Genomic DNA, 15532 nt, shown 5'->3' with positions numbered 1-15532 from the left:
TCGCCTTCTCAAACGGCACGGGCGAGCTGCCGATCGTGCACGCGAACCAATGTCAGCTGCGCCGTGAGTGCGCCCAGCAGCGCCATGAACATGTCCCATTGGGTGTCCCAGACGTCGCCCTGGGTGCCGAGGAAGTCGTCCGCGGCAGACCCTCCGATGACCGCCGACGCCCACTCGAGCAGCTCGTACGACGCGCTGAACGCCATGCACACGCACACGACGAGGAAGAACAGCCAGCTGCCCGGCCGCAGCGAGGTCTTGCGCAGCAGCACCTCGCGGGCGAGCAGGGCGGGCACGAAGCCCTGGACGAAGTGGGCGAACCGGTCGTAGTGGTTGCGCGCGAGGTCGAACAGGTCCTGCGCCCAGAACCCGAGCGGCACGCGAGCGTAGGTGTAGTGGCCGCCGAGGATCAGGACCAGCGCGTGCAGGAAGAGCAGCCGGTAGAGCAACGGTGTCAGCGGGAAGCGGCGGTAGGTGGCGATCAGGATGGCCGCGCCGATCACGACCGGCGCGACTTCGAGGTACCAGGTCGCGCGGCTGTACGGCGCGATGCCCGAGACGACCAGGGCGACGGCCGTCAGGGCGAGCAGCACCACGGGCTCGGAGCGCTTCACGCGTCGAGAGTGCCCGACCGCAGCAGCGAACGCGCCCTCTTCGCGGCGATTTCCATCAACGCGGTCAGCTCGGCAGCGTCGAATCCGGGCGGCGGTTCGACCGCGAGCACCACAGGTGTGGTGGTCGAGAGTCCGGGACGGGCGGGCAGTTGACCTGCTGGTTCAGCAGAAACCACCACAGGTGTTCTGGTTCCGACGGGTCCGGCGACGCGCTGCCGCAGTGCGTCGAGGAGTTCGGACTCCGGCTTGCCTTTGAGCAGCAGGAGCACGAACGGGTCGGCGTCGAGCAGCCAGCCGACCTGGAACGCGAGCGCGGCCGCGTGCCGGCACGGCAGCTCCCAGCCGTCGCAGTCGCACTCCGGTTCGAGGTCGCCGATGCCGGGCAGCAGGTCCACACCGGACTCTTCGGCGGCGGCGACGAGATCGCGTGGCACGTCGTTGTCCAGCAAGGCGGCGATGTGGCCCGGGTGCTCGGCCACGCGGTCGAGGAAACGTCCCCATTGGACGGACGACAGCACCGGCAGGCGGACCGTGGTGCTGTGGACGGTGGAGTCGTCGTGCACCTGGGCGTGGAGTCGTCCGGGGCTGACGGTGATCGGGCCGACGACGCCGGCGTGGGCGTAGCGGCGGCCGAGGCGGACCATCGCGTTGTCGAGGGCGGTGTCCTCCAACGCCTGCACCCACGCCTTGCCCCACCACGTCGTGGCGACGCGGCGTTTCATCTTCGGGAACGCGGCGAATCCGCGTGCGGTCATCAGCTGCTCCTGAGCTCGACCAGTGAGGCCAGTTCGGCGTCGGTCAGTTCGGTGAACGCGGCCTCTCCCGCGTGCAGGACGGCGTCGGCGAGGTCGCGCTTGTCCTGCAGGAGCGCGGCGATGCGTTCCTCGACGGTGCCTTCGGTGACGAGCTTGTGGACCTGCACCGGGCGGGTCTGGCCGATGCGATGGGCGCGGTCGGTGGCCTGGTCCTCGACGGCGGGGTTCCACCAGCGGTCGAAGTGGATCACGTGGTCGGCCCTGGTGAGGTTGAGCCCGGTGCCGGCGGCCTTCAGCGACAACAGGAACACGGGCGCGCGGCCCTGCTGGAAGTCGTCGACCATCCGCTCGCGCTGAGCCACCGGAGTCCCGCCGTGCAGGAACAGCGTGGGCTGTTTGATGTGCTGTTCCAGCAACCGCGCCATGCCGACGTACTGGGTGAAGATCAGCGCTGAGCCGTCCTCGGCGACGATCGTTGCGAGCAGTTCGTCGAGCAGGTCGAGTTTGCCCGACGTGCCCTGCAGTGCGGAGTGGCCAAGATAGTGCGACGGGTGGTTGCAGATCTGCTTCAGTCCGGTCAGCAGTTTCAGCACCAGACCTCGTCGCGCCATGCCGTCACTGCCGGCGATCTGGGCGAGAGTCTCCCTGGTCAGCGCCTCGTACAACGCCGCCTGCTCGGTGGTGAGCGAGACGGGCAGATCGGTCTCGGTCTTCGCCGGCAGTTCGGGTGCGACGCCGGGATCGGACTTGCGGCGGCGCAGCAGGAACGGCCGCACCACCTTGGCGAGCGTGTCGTCGGGTTCGGGCCAGCAGGTGCGGAACGCGCGGTGCGTGCCGAGCAGACCGGGTGTCGTCCAGTCCAGAATGGACCACAGCTCCGACAGCGAGTTCTCCACCGGAGTGCCGGACAGGGCGACGCGGGCGGCGGCCGGGATCGAACGCAGTGCTTTGGCCGTTCCGGAGTGCGGGTTCTTGATGTGCTGGGCTTCGTCCGCGACGACCATGCCCCACGCGTGCCCCCTCAAGGCCTCCGCGTCGAGGCGCATGGTGCCGTACGTGGTGAGCACGATCCCGGAGTCCGGGAGCGTCCGTTGTGGACCGTGGTAGCGGCTGACCGGCGTGCCTGGTGCGAACCGGTGGATCTCGCGTTCCCAGTTGCCGAGCAGTGACGCCGGGCAGACGACCAGCGTCGGTTCGCACCGGCGGTGCAGGTGCAGGGCGATGAGCGTGATGGTCTTGCCGAGACCCATGTCGTCGGCGAGGCACGCACCGAGGCCGAGGGACGTCATGTGCGCGAGCCAGCGCAGGCCGTGCAGCTGGTAGTCGCGCAGCGTGGCCCGCAGCCCGGCGGGCGCCGGGATCTCGGGGATCGAGCTGATCGCCGTCGTGAGGCTGTGCGGAGCGACCTCGACCTGTTCGCCGTTGACGACGGCCACCCCGGTGAGCGCCGCGGTCACGGCTTGGACGGCGGTGATCGGGGCGAGCTGCTGGCGGGCCTTCTTCTTCAGCGCCGGGTCGACGAGCACCCACTGGTCGCGCAGCCGCACCACGGGCCGGCTGGCTTCGGCGATGACGTCCATCTCGGCGTCGGTCAGCGCCGACGCACCGAGCGCCAGCTGCCAGTTGAACGTCAGCAGGTCGCCGGCGTTGAACTGCCCGCTGGACTCGCCGATCACGGCCTTCGCCGTGAGACCGGTGGTCAGGTTCTTCGGCCAGTGAACCTCGATGTCGGTCTCGAGCAGCTCGGCGACCTCCTGGTCGGTGAGCTCGGCCTGGTCGAGCAACCGCTGCAACGGCGGCCAGGTGGAGCGGCCGATCGCCCGGATCGCGTCGAGCTCGCGCCCGGACCCGCGCACGTCGCGCGGGTAGGGGTCGGTGATGCCGCGGACCTGGACGATCGCCCGGAACCGCAGGTCATCGGTCGTTTCGATGCGCAGGGAGAGCGTGATCTGCTCGTCCGCCCACGCCTTCAGCTCCGGAACGTGGCGAGGTTCGGTGGCCGCGAAGGGGCCTTTCGTCCCGCCACGGGGCAGCACGTCCGCCACCGCGTCCAGGAACTCCCGCAGCTCGTCGTAGTCGCCGTGGGCCGCGAGCTGCCGCAGATGCAGTTCGTCGGCGTGGTCGAGCGGTCCGATCCGCCAGGTGTCGTGGCCGTCCTCCGTCACGCTCGGCACGATCCGGCCGCGCGCGACGAGGTTCAGTGCCGTCGCAGTGGCCACTCCCCAGTAACCGGTGTCGTTCAGCGCGTCGGGTAAGGCTTCGAACAGGGCTTTTCCGCGGAGCTGGCCGAACATACTCTGTACCGTACACTATACGGTACGGTAGGGTCGCGCTCGTGATCGAACACACGGGCAGCGGTGACCCGGCGCGGACGCTGGCGTTGCTGTGGCGCACCCAGGAGCGCGTGTCCAGGAAGGGCAAGCCCGACCTGAGCGTGGACCGCATCGCGCAGGCGGGTGTCGCGCTGGCCGACGCCGACGGGCTGAAGGCGCTGTCGATGCGGCGCGTGGCCGAGTCGCTGGGCGTGGGCACGATGTCGCTCTACACCTACGTGCCGGGCAAGGGGGAGCTGATCGACGTCATGGTCGACACGGTCCAGGCCGTGACGGGACGCGAGACCAGCGAGGGCTGGCGCGAGCACCTGACCTACGTGGCGCGGGAGAACCTGGCCCTGTACCGGCGGCATCCGTGGTTGCTGCAGGTGGCGCCGTCGCGCACGGTGCTGGGACCGCAGGTGGCGGCGAAGTACGACTTCGAGCTGGGCGGCCTGGAGGGCATCGGCCTGTCCGACGTGGAGATGGACTCGGTGCTCAACCTGGTGCTCGGTCACGTGCAGAACTCGGCGAGGGGTCTGACCGCGGCGGCGGTGACGGAGAAGGAGAGCGGGCTGACAGACCAGCAGTGGTGGGACGCGGCGGCGCCGTTCCTGATGACGGTGTTCGATCCGGCCCGCTACCCCGTCGCCGCGCGGGTGGGCGGCGCTGTCGGGCAGGCGCATCAGAGCGCGTTCAGCCCGGAGCACTCGTTCGAGTTCGGGCTGGAGACGCTGCTGGACGGGGTGGAGCGGCTGGTCGACGCGCGGCAGAGGGAGACGCGGTGACGAAGGACGTGCGGCGCGCGGTGCGGGAAGCGCTGATGGACCTCCACGACGCCACGTCGGTGGAAGGACCCGCGAGCGCGGCGGAGGTCGAGATCCTCGGCGGGCTGATGACGATGCTCGCGTTCTCCGGCATCGACGTCGCCCGGCGCGTGCGTGCCGGCGCGGACCTCGATCCTCGTGCGGCGCGCGTGCTCGACGAGTTCAAGGAGCACATCGCGCGGGCGGGCTCGCTCTCCCAGGAGTTCCTGGGCCTCGTCCAGCAGGCGGACCGAGCCACCCCTGACGGGCGCCGAAGCTGATCTCCACAGTTACGGGCTGATGACACCTCGCGGGATGAGCCGCTAATTCCCACGCGGTGCCGCACGGGTGCCTACAGTTACGCCACGCGGCGTGGTGGCGATCACCGGGTCGCGTGACAGGTACCGCCACAGGGAGGCCCGCTCGTGGTGATCGACTCGCAGCCGCGGCAGGCGCTGGTGCGCCGGGTCACCGGCCTGGCGCGGTCGACACCGGGGCGACTGAGCCTGATCATCGTCGTGCTCGTGGTCGCGAGCCTGGCCAGCGGGTGGCTCTCGACGTGGAGCGTGAGCCGGCAGGAGCGGGCTCTCGAGGACCTCGCCACCCGGTCGGAGCCGCTCGCGCACGCGGCGCAGGAGGTCTACCGGGCGTTGCAGGACGCCGACGCGACGGCGGCGAGCGCGTTCCTGTCCGGCGGGCTGGAGCCCCCTCAGCTGCGGGACCGCTACGAGGCGGACATCGCCCAGGCGCAGGCCGCCCTCTCCGTCGCCACGGCCTCCTCCCCCGACCTCACCGCGACGCTGGCCGCGCAGCTGCCGGTCTACACGGGGTTGATCGAGACCGCGCGGACGAACAACCGGCAGGGTTTCCCCGTCGGTGCCGCGTACCTGCGGGAAGCGTCCGGGCTGATGCGCGCCCAGCTGCTGCCCTCGGCGCAGGAGCTGTACCGGGCGGAGACGGACCGGGTCGCGCAGGCTCAGAACGAGGCGAACTTCCCGTGGGGCTCGGTCGGCGTCGCGCTGGCGTTCGTGATCGCCCTGGTGCTCACGCAGCGTTATTTGACCCGCAAGACGAATCGGCTGCTCAACATCGGCCTGGTCGTGGCGACGGGGGCGGCCGCGCTGTCGCTGCTGTGGGTCACCACGGTGTCAGTGCTGGTGATGAACGACGTGGCGGACTCGCGCACCGCGTCGCAGAAGGTCGACGTGCTCGCCCAGGCGCGGATCGCGACGCTGACCGCCCGCGGCGAGGAGACGCTGACGCTGGTCGCGCGGGGTGCGGGCCAGAGCTACGAGAAGAACTTCGTCGAGGTGTCCGAGAAGCTCGAGAAGCAGCTGGACCAGGCGAAACAGCTGGACAACACCGAGGCCGTCGACCAGGCGATGCGGCATTTCCGGCAGTGGCAGCAGGTGCATCAACGCATCCGCGAGGCCGACGACGCCGGGCAGTACAACGACGCGGTGGCGCTGATCGACAACCCGTACTTCGACTCGCTGGACCAGGACCTGGTGCGGGCGATCGGGCAGGCGCGGCAGGACTTCAGCGACGAGGTGGCGGTGGCACGGGCGGCGCTGGCGGGCACGGCGGTCGGGGTGCTGGTGCTCGCGGTGCTCAGCGCGGCGGGATCGACGATGGGGTTGTGGCAGCGGCTCAAGGAGTACCGATGAGGCGCCTGACTCTGGCAGTGGTGATGCTGCTCAGCGCTTGTTCGGCGGGTCCGGCGCCGAGCGAGGTCATCCCCAGGAGCGCTCCGGCGCCGCAGCCGGCCGACGCGAGCACGGTCACGGCCGCTCCGAGCAGCACCGCGGGTCCGGCGCCGTCGTGCGACGCGACGGCGAGCCTGCGTCCGGGCGCACTGCCGGCGGCGGGTCAGATGCCGGCGGGATCGACCATGGAACGCATCCTCAAGCGCGGCCGGTTGATCGCGGGCGTGGACCAGAACTCGTACCTGATGGGGTTCCGCAACTCCTTCACCGGCGAACTGGAGGGCTTCGACGTCGACGTGGCCCGCCAGATCGCCAAGGCCGTGTTCGGCGACGAGAAGAAGGTCCAGTTCAAGGTCGTGACGGCGGCGGAGCGGATCGGCGTGCTCAAGCGCGGTGACGTCGACGTGGTGGTGCGCACGATGACGATCACCTGCGACCGGCTCAAGGACGTGGACTTCTCGCAGGTGTACTACCAGGCCGGGCAGCGGGTGCTGGTGCGCCGCAACTCCGGCGTCACGGGCGTGGACAGCCTCAAGGACAAGAAGGTGTGCGTGACGTCGGGGTCGACGTCGCTCAGCAACGTCGTGAGCCGGGTGAAGACGACGGTCAGCGTGCCGAACTGGACGGACTGCCTGGTGATGCTGCAGCAGGGGCAGGCCGACGCGATCTCCACCGACGACACGATCCTGGCGGGGCTGGCGGCGCAGGACCCGTACACCGAGGTCGTCGGGGCGCGGTTCACCGAGGAGCCGTACGGGGTGGGCGTCCCCAAGGGGCAGGACGACCTGGTCCGGTTCGTCAACGGCGTGCTGGAACAGATGCGCGCCAACGGCACGTGGAGCGGGATCTACTTGCGTTGGCTCAACACGCTCGGTCCGGCACCAGCGCCGCCCGTCGCTCGTTATCGGGATTAGGGGGTGGCGAGATGAGCGAGGATCTGGATCTTCCTGTCACGGGGCCCGCGACCTCACCGGGGACCGCGCCCTGGTCGGTGTCGCAGGAGGCCTCCCGCTCGAACTCGGGCCGCACGCGCCGGGGCAGCGCGCGGTCGATGAGCCGCGGCCGGCTGGGCGCGGGCCTGGTCGAGGTGCCGCGGGTGCCCTACCGGGATCCGAAGACGGCGGTGCTGGAGAACCCGGAGGTCCCGGAGGCCAAGCGGTTCTGCTCGAAGTGCGGCAAGAAGGTCGGGCGGCGCAAGGACGGCAAGCCGGGCCGGGTGGAGGGGTTCTGCCCGCAGTGCGGGCACGCGTACTCGTTCACGCCGAAGCTCGCGCCCGGTGAGGTGCTGCACGACCAGTACGAGGTGCTGGGGTGTCTCGCGCACGGCGGCCTGGGCTGGCTCTACCTGGCGCTCGACCACGCGGTGAGCGACCGGTGGGTGGTGCTCAAGGGCCTGCTCGACTCCGGTGACGCCGACGCGATGGCGGCGGCGCTGGCCGAGCGCCGGTTCCTCGCGGAGGTCGAGCACCCGAACATCGTGAAGATCCACAACTTCATCCGGCACGAGGACCGCGAGACCGGCAAGCTCGTCGAGTACATCGTCATGGAGTACGTCGGCGGCGAGTCGATCAAGGACATGATCACGCGCCGGCGCAAGGAGGGCCGCGGCGACGAGGCGCTGCCGCTCGCGCAGGCCATCGCGTACGTGCTGGAGATCCTGCCCGCGGTCGGCTACCTGCACGGTGTGGGGTTGTTGTACTGCGACTTCAAGCCGGACAACATGATCCACACCGAGGAGCAGCTCAAGCTGATCGACCTGGGCGCGGTGCGGCGCATCGACGACCACCACTCCCCCATCTACGGCACGATCGGCTACCAGGCGCCGGAGATCGGCACGATCGGGCCGTCGGTGTTCTCCGACATCTACACCGTGGGCCGGGCGCTGGCGGTGATGAGCTTTCCGTTCGACTTCCGCGGCCGGTGCAAGGACCGGTTGCCGACGGTGGACGAGGAAGCGCTGCTGGGCCGGTTCGAGTCGTTCCACCGGCTGCTGCTGCGCGCCACGAACCCGAACCCCGAGCTGCGGTTCTCCTCTGCCGAGGACATGGCCGACCAGCTCACGGGCGTGCTGCGCGAGGTGCTGGCGATCGAGGACGGAGTGCAGCGGCCGGGCCCGTCGCGGCAGTTCACGCCGGAACGCCGCCGGTTCGGCGTCGAGGGCTCGCTGGACCTGGCGGAGGTGGCGCTGGCGTTGCCCGCGCCGAGTGTGAGCACCTCCGACGCGGCCGCGTCCTGGCTGGCGACGGCGGCGACGTCGGATCCGGAGGGCCTGCGCAAGGCGCCGGAGCTGACCGTGGAGGTGCGGTTCCGGATCGTTCGGGTGCTGATCGAGTCCGGTGACACGAAGGCCGCTCTGCGGGAGCTGGAGGCGTTGACGGCGCCGTCGATGTTCGACGAGTCCGAACTGGACCCCGAGGACTGGCGGCCCGACTGGTACCGGGGCCTGGCCGCGCTGGCCGACCAGCGGGCCGGGGACGCGCTGGGGTTCTTCGACGCGGTGTGCTCGGCGGTGCCGGGTGAGGCGGCGCCGAAGCTGGCGCTGGGCGCGTGCTTCGAGGCGACCGGTGACCTGGAGCAGGCGGCGGGCTGGTACGAGCTCGTGTGGCGCACGGACCACGCGTACGTGTCGGCGGCGTTCGGACTGGCGCGCGTCCTGCTGGCCTGCGGGGACCGGCAGCGAGCGGTCGACGTGCTGCTGTCCGTTCCGGACACTTCTTCACAACATCTGCCGGCGCAGATCGCGGCGGTGCGCGCGCAGCTCGGCGACTGCGCCGCGGAGGACCTCGTCGCGGCCGGGGAACGGTTGCACGCCTTGGACATCGACGTCCATTCGCACACCCAGCTGTCGGCGGAGGTGCTGGAGGCGGCGTACGACTACGTGACCCGCAATCAGGCCGCCGAGGGCAGGGTGCTGGACTGTGCACTCTCCGAACACGAGCTTCGGCTGGGTCTAGAGGCGCGCTACCGCACGCTTGCCCGGTTCGCGGCCACGCCGGAGGAACGGATCGCATTGGTGGACCGCGCGAACGCGGTAAGGCCTAGGACGTTGGTTTGATGGACACCCTGAAGTGCCCGGAGTGCTTCGCGCCCGTCGCGCCGGAGGACCGGTTCTGCGAGGCGTGCGGGCGCAACCTGCTGGTCCGCCGCACGCCGCTGGGCGGGCCGACCGGTCCCGCGCAGGCTTCGTGCATCCTGTGCGGCTCGCCCGACATCGATGACGAGGACTACTGCACCCAGTGCGGCCGTCACCAGCCGTCGGCGCGTGACCGGGTCGAGTACACGCTCGGTGCGGTCTCGGGTGTGTCGGACCGGGGCAAGCGGCGGGCGCGCAACGAGGACTCGATGGCGTTCGGGCACGTCGCGGGCAAGGGTGTCGCCGCGGTCGTCTGCGACGGTGTGGCCTCGTCCGAACGCGCTGAGCAGGCCTCTCAGGCCGCCGCCGACGCCGCTGTCGACGTGCTGCTCAACGCGCTGATCGACACCGCGGACCCGGAGCAGGCGATGATCGACGCCGTCGCCGCGTCCTGTTTCGCGGTCGAGCAGCTCGTGGAGGCCGAACCGCTCGAGGCGGGTGGCCGCGGTGTCGCGCCGTCGTGCACGTTCGTGTCCGCGCTGGTCACGGAGACGTCGGTGACGATCGGGTGGGTCGGTGACTCGCGCGCGTACTGGCTGTCCGACGAGGGCTCCAAGCAGCTCACGACCGACGACACGTGGGCCGCTCAGCTCGTGCTGGAGGGCGTGCTGACCGAGGAGCAGGCGCGCACGGACCGTCGCGCGCACGTGCTGTCGCGGTGGATCGGCGCGGACGCCGGCCGGGTGGAGCCGCAGGTCGTGACGCTGCAGCCGACCGGGCCCGGGGTGTTCCTGCTGTGCTCGGACGGGCTGCACAACTACCGGCCCGAGCCCGAGGACCTGCAGCCGCTGCTGCCGTGCGGGCCGGAAGAGTTCGTGAAGGTCGCTCTCGACGCGGGCGGCCACGACAACATCACCGTCGTGCTGGTGCCGTTCGCGCCGGCGAAGTAACCGGATTCTCGAGAGGAACCACATGCCTGGCACGACCGTGGACGTGACCACCGAGGACGGCACCGCGGACGCCTACCTCGCACATCCCGACGGCGACGGCCCGTTCCCCGCTGTGCTGTTCTACATGGACGCGTTCGGTCTGCGCCCGCATCTGCGCTCGATGGCCGACCGCCTCGCCGCGGCCGGGTACGTCGTGCTGGTGCCCAACGTCTTCTACCGGATCGGCCCGGCTCCGGTGATCGAGCTGCCCGACTTCATCGACCCGAGGGCGCGGCCGGAGCTGTTCGAGAAGATCATGCCGATGCTGCGGTCGTTGACGCCGGACGCGCTGATGCGCGACGCCAAGTCCTACCTGCAGTTTCTGGCCGACTCGCCGCTGACCGCGGACGGACCGGTGGGCGTCACCGGCTACTGCATGGGCGCCGGACTGGCGCTGCGCACCGCGGGCACCTACCCGGACCGGGTCGCCGCGGCGGCGGGTTTCCACGGTGCCCAACTGGCCTCCGAGGCCGACGACAGCCCGCACCTGCTGGCTGACCGCATCACGGCCGAGCTGTACTTCGCGCACGCCGACCAGGACTCCTCGATGCCCGCCGAGCAGATCGAGCGCCTGGAGAAGGCGCTCACTGCTGCTGGCGTCACGCATCAGTGCGAGGTGTACGAGGGTGCGCACCACGGCTACACGCAGGCCGACACCGCGATGTACAGCGCCGACGCCACCCAACGCCACTGGACCGCGCTGTTGGACCTGTTCTCACGGACGCTCACGCCGTAGGGTGATCACGCCGCCGCCCTCCGTAATGCTTTGGAGGCGTACGGGATGGGCACAGCAAGGCGTTCGTTCCTGCTGGGAACGGCGGGCGCGCTAGCCGCGGCGGGCACGGCTTCGGCTGCTCCGGGCGGTCTGACGTGGGTGCTGACGAACAACGTCGGGTACGAGGCGACCGGGCCGAAACGGGCGGTGATCGGCTGCACGACGCCGGGCCCGCACCGGTTCGAGTTGGTCGAGCAGGGCACGGGCAAGGTGGTGCATCGCGGTACGGCTCGTGTGGTGGGGCCGGTGGCGGACTGGAAGGCGAACCAGTTCCCGGCGGTGCCGTCGTTCTACTCCGTCGTCGACTTCTCGAATTTCACACGTTCTGGTGAATTCGTGCTGTCGACCGAGGGTGGGGTGTCGCGGCCGTTCGTGATCGAGCCGCTGGTGCTGGAGCGGCGGACGCTGCCGCACGTGGTGCGGTTCTTCAAGGACTCGCGGTCGTTCGGCGAGTACGACCGGGTCGACCGCTCGCTGCCCTACGAGCCCGATCCATCTGTCCGGGTGGACGCGCACGGCGGGTGGTACGACGCGGCGGCGGACTGGTCGAAGCACTTCACGCAGCTGTCGAAGTACTCGTTCTGCAACACGCTGCAGCTGCCGTTGACCGCGTACGTGCTGTGGGCGTCCTACGACGAGCTGACGCGGCGCAACAACCCGGACTTCCGGCATCTGCGGGAGTTGCTGCACGACGAGGCGGTGTACGGGGCGGACTACCTGGTGCGGGTGCAGATGCCGGGCGGGTCGTTCTACGGCTCGGTGCGCCAGCCGCAGGAGGACGACATCGGCATCGACCCGTCGAAGCGGTTCCTGCGCAAGGGTCCGTTGAACTACCGCGAGGGGTGTGGTGTCGCGATCGCGGCGCTGGCACGGGCGGCGCGGGGCACGGTCGACGGTGACTTCCCGCGATCGAAGTATCTCGCGGCGGCCGAGGCGGCGTTCGCGTTCTTGCAGGTCAACAACGTGCGGTTGACCAACGACGGTAAAGAGAACATCCAGGACGACTACAACGTCCTGCTCGCGGCCGTCGAGTTGGTCAAGGCAACGCAGAAGCCCGAGTACCGGGCGGAGGCGGACAAGCGCGCGGCCGCGTTGGTCGCCCGGATCTTGCCGAGGGGCCATTTCCGGGCTGATGACAAGGATCGGCCGTACTTCCACCCGTCGGACGCGGGCATGCCGGTCGTCGCGCTGCTGGCGTACTCGTCGATCGCGGGTGATGGCGTGCTGGCGGCGGTGCGCAAGTCGCTGGAGTTCGAGCTGTCGATCACGGGCGCGGTGCCGAACCCGTTCGGCTACGCGCGGCAGGTGGTGCAGACGGCGGCGGGTGAGCGGTTCGACGGGTTCTTCTTCCCGCACGACGCGGCAGGCACGTGGTGGCAGGGCGAGAACGCGCGCCTGGCCTCACTGGCGGCGGCGGCACGGCTGGCGGCGCCGAGGTTCGACGCGGCGTTCGGCGCGAAGCTGCGGGCGTACGCGGCGGACCAGCTGAACTGGATCGTGGGCTGCAACCCGTTCGACGTGAGCATGCTGGAGGGCAGCGGGCGCACGTCGCCGATCTACCTGGAGTACCCGGACGGCTCGGCCGTCGGGTCGTGGCGGTGGATCCGGGCGGCGGGCGGGATCGTCAACGGGATCACCGGGCGTGCGGCGGACGGCCGGGGGATCGAGTGGGATCCGGGGGTGGCGTCGTCGGGTCCGAACACGGACTGGCGGTGGCTTGAGCAGTGGATCCCGCACTCGACGTGGTTCCTGTACGCGGTGGCCGCGGGCTAGCCAGCAGATCCAGCAGTGTCATCGCGTCGTGGTCGGGTGTGCCGGGCGTGGTGAGGTAGACGACGAGGCGCTGGCCCTGGGATCGGTTCAGGGTCATCGCCTCGTGCGACAGCGTCATGGTGCCGACCTCGGGGTGGCACACGGTCTTCTCGCCGTTGCCGATGGTGCGGACCTCGTAGCGTTCCCAGTGCTGGTTGAAGTCGGGGCTCTTGACGATGAGCTCGCCGACGAGCGCGGCCAGGTCGGGGGCGTCGGGGTCGGTGCCGGCGACCGCGCGCAGCTGGGCGACGCAGTCCTGCGCCTTGCGGTCCCAGTCCTTCCACAGCGCGCGGGCGGCGGGGTGCAGAAAGGTGTACCTGATCGTGTTGCGCTGTCTCTCCGGCCAGTCTTCGATGCCGTGCAGCAGCCGCAGTCCGCCGGGGTTGGCGGCGAGCAGGTCGTTGGTGCGGCTGACGACGTAGGCGGGGTTGGGCCGCAACGTCTCCAGCACCAGCTGCGTGGTGGGGCGGACGCGGCGTGAGGGCAGCGCGCGGGGTTCGGGTGCCTGCCGGGCTGCGGTGGCGGCCAGTTCGCGCAGGAAGTTCCGTTCCTCGCAGTTGAGTCGCAGCGCTTCGGCCAGTGCGTCGACGACCGACGGGCTGGGACGGGTTTCCTTGCCACGTTCGAGGCGCACGTAGTAGTCGATGCTCACTCCGGCCAGTGCCGCGACCTCTTCGCGGCGCAGGCCTGGGGTGCGGCGCGGGCCGGTTCTGGCGGGCAGCCCGACGTCGGCGGGGCTGATGCCGCCGCGGCGTGCTCGCAGGAACCTGCCGAACTCGGTCATGGCTTTCAGTCTGCCAGCGGGAGGCCGCAGTTCCCTGGCCGTGTCACACCCCCTCTGCAACACCCCGGAAGACGCGGTCTGCCCGGCGCCCGCGTTTCTCACCAGCCTTGGTCGCGTGACAACTCTCGTGATGGACAGGACGGCGCCGGCGAGGCCGAAGCTGGTTCTGGCCACGGCGTTCCTGGGGATCTTCCTGCTCAATCTCGACTCGATGGCGATGAACGTGGCGCTGCCGGGGGTGGGCCGCGAGCTCGGCGGCAGTACGGCGGCGCTGCAGTGGATCGTGGACGCCTACGTGCTGATGCTGGCCGCTCTGCTGCTGTCTGCGGGCGCTCTGTCGGACCGGTTCGGTGCGAGCCGCGCGTTCGGCGCCGGTGCCGCTGTGTTCACCTTCGCCTCGGCTGCCTGCGGGCTCGCGCCGGGGCTGGGTGAGCTGATCGCGGCCCGGTTGCTGCAGGGTGGCGCGGCGGCGATCATGCTGCCCTCGTCGCTGGCGCTGGTGCGGCAGGCGTTCCCGGACGCTGCGCGGCGGGCGCGGGCGATCGCGTTGTGGACGGTCGGCGGGGCTCTGGCGATCGCCGCGGGGCCGGTGGTGGGCGGGGTGCTGGCGGGCACAGTGGGCTGGCGGGCGATCTTCTTCGTGAACGTGCCGATCGGCATCGCGACACTGGTGGTGCTGTCCCGCATGCCGCAGTCGCCGCGTCTGATGCGGCCGCTCGATCCACTGGGTCAGGTCACGGCGCTGGTGGCGCTGGTGGCGTTGACGTTCGGGGTGATCGAGGGCGGGCAGCCGCTGGCGTTCGGTGTGGCCGTGCTGGCGGCGGTGGCGTTCGTGCTGGTCGAGTCGCGGGTGGCGGCGCCGATGGTGCCGCTGAGCCTGTTCCGTTCCCGGACGGTGACGGTGTCGGTGGCGATCGGGTTCGCGCTGAACGCGGCGTTCTACGGGCTGGTGTTCGTGCTGAGCCTGTTCTTCCACGACGTGCTGGGCCTGTCGCCGATGGCGGCGGGGTTGATGTTCCTGCCGATGACGGCGGTGGTCGCGGTGGCCAACCTGGTGTCGGCGCGGGTGGCGGCCAGGTTCGGGCCGCGGCTGCCGATCGCCGCGGGCCAGCTGATCTGCGCGACGGCGATGCTCGCGCTGCTGTGGGGGGTGGACGAGGGCACGCCGCGGCCGCTGATCGCGGTGCTGCTCGTGCCGGTCGGGTTCGGGCTGGGGTGCGCGGTGCCGTCGCTGACCGCTGTCCTGATGGGACACATCGCCGCGGATCGGGCGGGGATGGCGGCCGGGGTGCTGAACTCGTTCCGGCAGACCGGTAGCGCGCTCGCGGTGGCGGTGTTCGGGGCGGTGGCCGCGGGGGCGGGCGAGTTCGTGGACGGGGTGCGGCTCGCGCTGGGGGTCGCGGTGGTGATGCTGGTCAGTGCCGCGGCGATCTCGGTGTTGCTCCCCCGCCGATTTACCGCCGGCTAACTGCAGCGGGGCACGGTAGCGGCGTGAGATTCGTTTCTGTCGCGGCGGTGGCCGCATTGGCTCTGACCGGGCTGTCGTCCGGGATCGCGCACGCCGAGTCTGCGCCCGGCTGTGGTCCGGTGACGCAGATCGGCCGTACCGCCTACATCGACGAGGGCGGTGGCCCGGTGGCGTCGGTGAAGCAGTTCAAGGGGTGCGGCAAGAACTGGGCGTATGTGTACGTGTGGGACTCGTACCACAACAAGGGCAACAACTACTACGTCACGGCGACGATCCTGGCTCCTGGTTCGACAGGGCACGTGAAGGGCTCGAACCGTGACCGCGAGGTGTGGTCGAAGGGCACCGACACGGTGTCGGTGTGCACGCAGGCGCAGGGGCACCTGGTGGACAACCCCGAGTACGCGTTCTTCGCGAACACGGACAAGCGCTGCTGAAATG

The 15532-nt window shown here is 70.3% G+C and carries 13 protein-coding genes and 1 pseudogene; 10 read left to right on the top strand and 4 right to left on the bottom strand.

What is annotated here, in order from left to right; genetic code table 11:
- Positions 1-8 precede the first annotated feature (8 nt).
- From ABZ345_RS40365 to ABZ345_RS40355, 3 genes are read right to left on the bottom strand one after another with little or no spacing between them, the layout of a single operon-like run.
- Complete coding sequence (locus tag ABZ345_RS40365) at positions 9-614, bottom strand: DUF2238 domain-containing protein (RefSeq protein ID WP_359860243.1); 606 nt, start codon at positions 612-614, stop codon at positions 9-11.
- The gene (locus ABZ345_RS40360; protein ID WP_359860242.1) at positions 611-1369 is read right to left on the bottom strand and encodes an SWIM zinc finger family protein; all 759 of its coding nucleotides are present in this window, start codon (positions 1367-1369) and stop codon (positions 611-613) included. The genes ABZ345_RS40365 and ABZ345_RS40360 overlap by 4 nt, the downstream gene beginning before the upstream one ends.
- A complete protein-coding gene (locus tag ABZ345_RS40355; protein WP_359860241.1) occupies positions 1369-3663 on the bottom strand; it encodes a DEAD/DEAH box helicase in 2295 nt (764 codons plus the stop codon). The genes ABZ345_RS40360 and ABZ345_RS40355 overlap by 1 nt, the downstream gene beginning before the upstream one ends.
- Positions 3664-3704: 41 nt before the next feature.
- Between ABZ345_RS40355 and ABZ345_RS40350 the strand changes: the two genes are divergently transcribed.
- The 8 genes and pseudogenes from ABZ345_RS40350 to ABZ345_RS40315 form a co-directional block, all read left to right on the top strand.
- Positions 3705-4469, top strand: coding sequence for a TetR/AcrR family transcriptional regulator C-terminal domain-containing protein (locus tag ABZ345_RS40350; protein WP_359860240.1), 765 nt, complete (start codon positions 3705-3707; stop codon positions 4467-4469).
- Positions 4466-4768 carry a hypothetical protein gene (locus tag ABZ345_RS40345; RefSeq protein ID WP_359860239.1) on the top strand — a complete coding sequence of 101 codons (303 nt, stop codon included), beginning with the start codon at positions 4466-4468 and terminating at the stop codon, positions 4766-4768. Before ABZ345_RS40350 ends, ABZ345_RS40345 begins: the two co-directional genes overlap by 4 nt.
- A gap of 144 nt (positions 4769-4912) precedes the next feature.
- Positions 4913-6154, top strand: a complete 1242-nt coding sequence (locus ABZ345_RS40340; RefSeq protein WP_359860238.1) for a hypothetical protein — start codon at positions 4913-4915, stop codon at positions 6152-6154.
- Positions 6151-7107: a transporter substrate-binding domain-containing protein gene (locus ABZ345_RS40335; protein WP_359860237.1), complete on the top strand. Its 957-nt coding sequence runs from the start codon at positions 6151-6153 to the stop codon at positions 7105-7107. The genes ABZ345_RS40340 and ABZ345_RS40335 overlap by 4 nt, the downstream gene beginning before the upstream one ends.
- A gap of 11 nt (positions 7108-7118) precedes the next feature.
- The gene (locus tag ABZ345_RS40330; RefSeq protein WP_359860236.1) at positions 7119-9248 is read left to right on the top strand and encodes a tetratricopeptide repeat protein; all 2130 of its coding nucleotides are present in this window, start codon (positions 7119-7121) and stop codon (positions 9246-9248) included.
- A complete protein-coding gene (locus tag ABZ345_RS40325; RefSeq protein ID WP_359860235.1) occupies positions 9248-10216 on the top strand; it encodes a protein phosphatase 2C domain-containing protein in 969 nt (322 codons plus the stop codon). The genes ABZ345_RS40330 and ABZ345_RS40325 overlap by 1 nt, the downstream gene beginning before the upstream one ends.
- 22 nt (positions 10217-10238) lie before the next feature.
- Positions 10239-10991 carry a dienelactone hydrolase family protein gene (locus tag ABZ345_RS40320; protein WP_359860234.1) on the top strand — a complete coding sequence of 251 codons (753 nt, stop codon included), beginning with the start codon at positions 10239-10241 and terminating at the stop codon, positions 10989-10991.
- A 45-nt stretch (positions 10992-11036) separates the two neighbouring features.
- A pseudogene (locus ABZ345_RS40315) lies at positions 11037-12575 on the top strand (glycoside hydrolase family 9 protein); the annotation flags it as partial.
- Positions 12576-12663: 88 nt separating this feature from the next.
- Here ABZ345_RS40315 and ABZ345_RS40310 read toward each other — a convergent pair.
- A complete protein-coding gene (locus ABZ345_RS40310) occupies positions 12664-13626 on the bottom strand; it encodes a helix-turn-helix transcriptional regulator (RefSeq protein WP_359860233.1) in 963 nt (320 codons plus the stop codon).
- 115 nt (positions 13627-13741) lie between these two features.
- Here ABZ345_RS40310 and ABZ345_RS40305 point away from each other — a divergent pair, with 115 nt between their 5' ends.
- Both ABZ345_RS40305 and ABZ345_RS40300 read left to right on the top strand, forming a co-directional pair.
- Positions 13742-15094 (top strand): MFS transporter, encoded by a 1353-nt coding sequence (locus ABZ345_RS40305; protein WP_359860232.1) that lies wholly within the window; start codon positions 13742-13744, stop codon positions 15092-15094.
- 23 nt (positions 15095-15117) lie between these two features.
- A complete protein-coding gene (locus ABZ345_RS40300) occupies positions 15118-15528 on the top strand; it encodes a hypothetical protein (protein ID WP_359860231.1) in 411 nt (136 codons plus the stop codon).
- The last annotated feature ends 4 nt before the right edge of the window (positions 15529-15532 follow it).

This window comes from Lentzea sp. NPDC005914 (genome assembly GCF_040629405.1).
In the GTDB taxonomy this organism is placed as follows: Bacteria; Actinomycetota; Actinomycetes; order Mycobacteriales; family Pseudonocardiaceae; genus Lentzea.
This window is presented reverse-complemented; position numbering and strand designations above follow the sequence as displayed.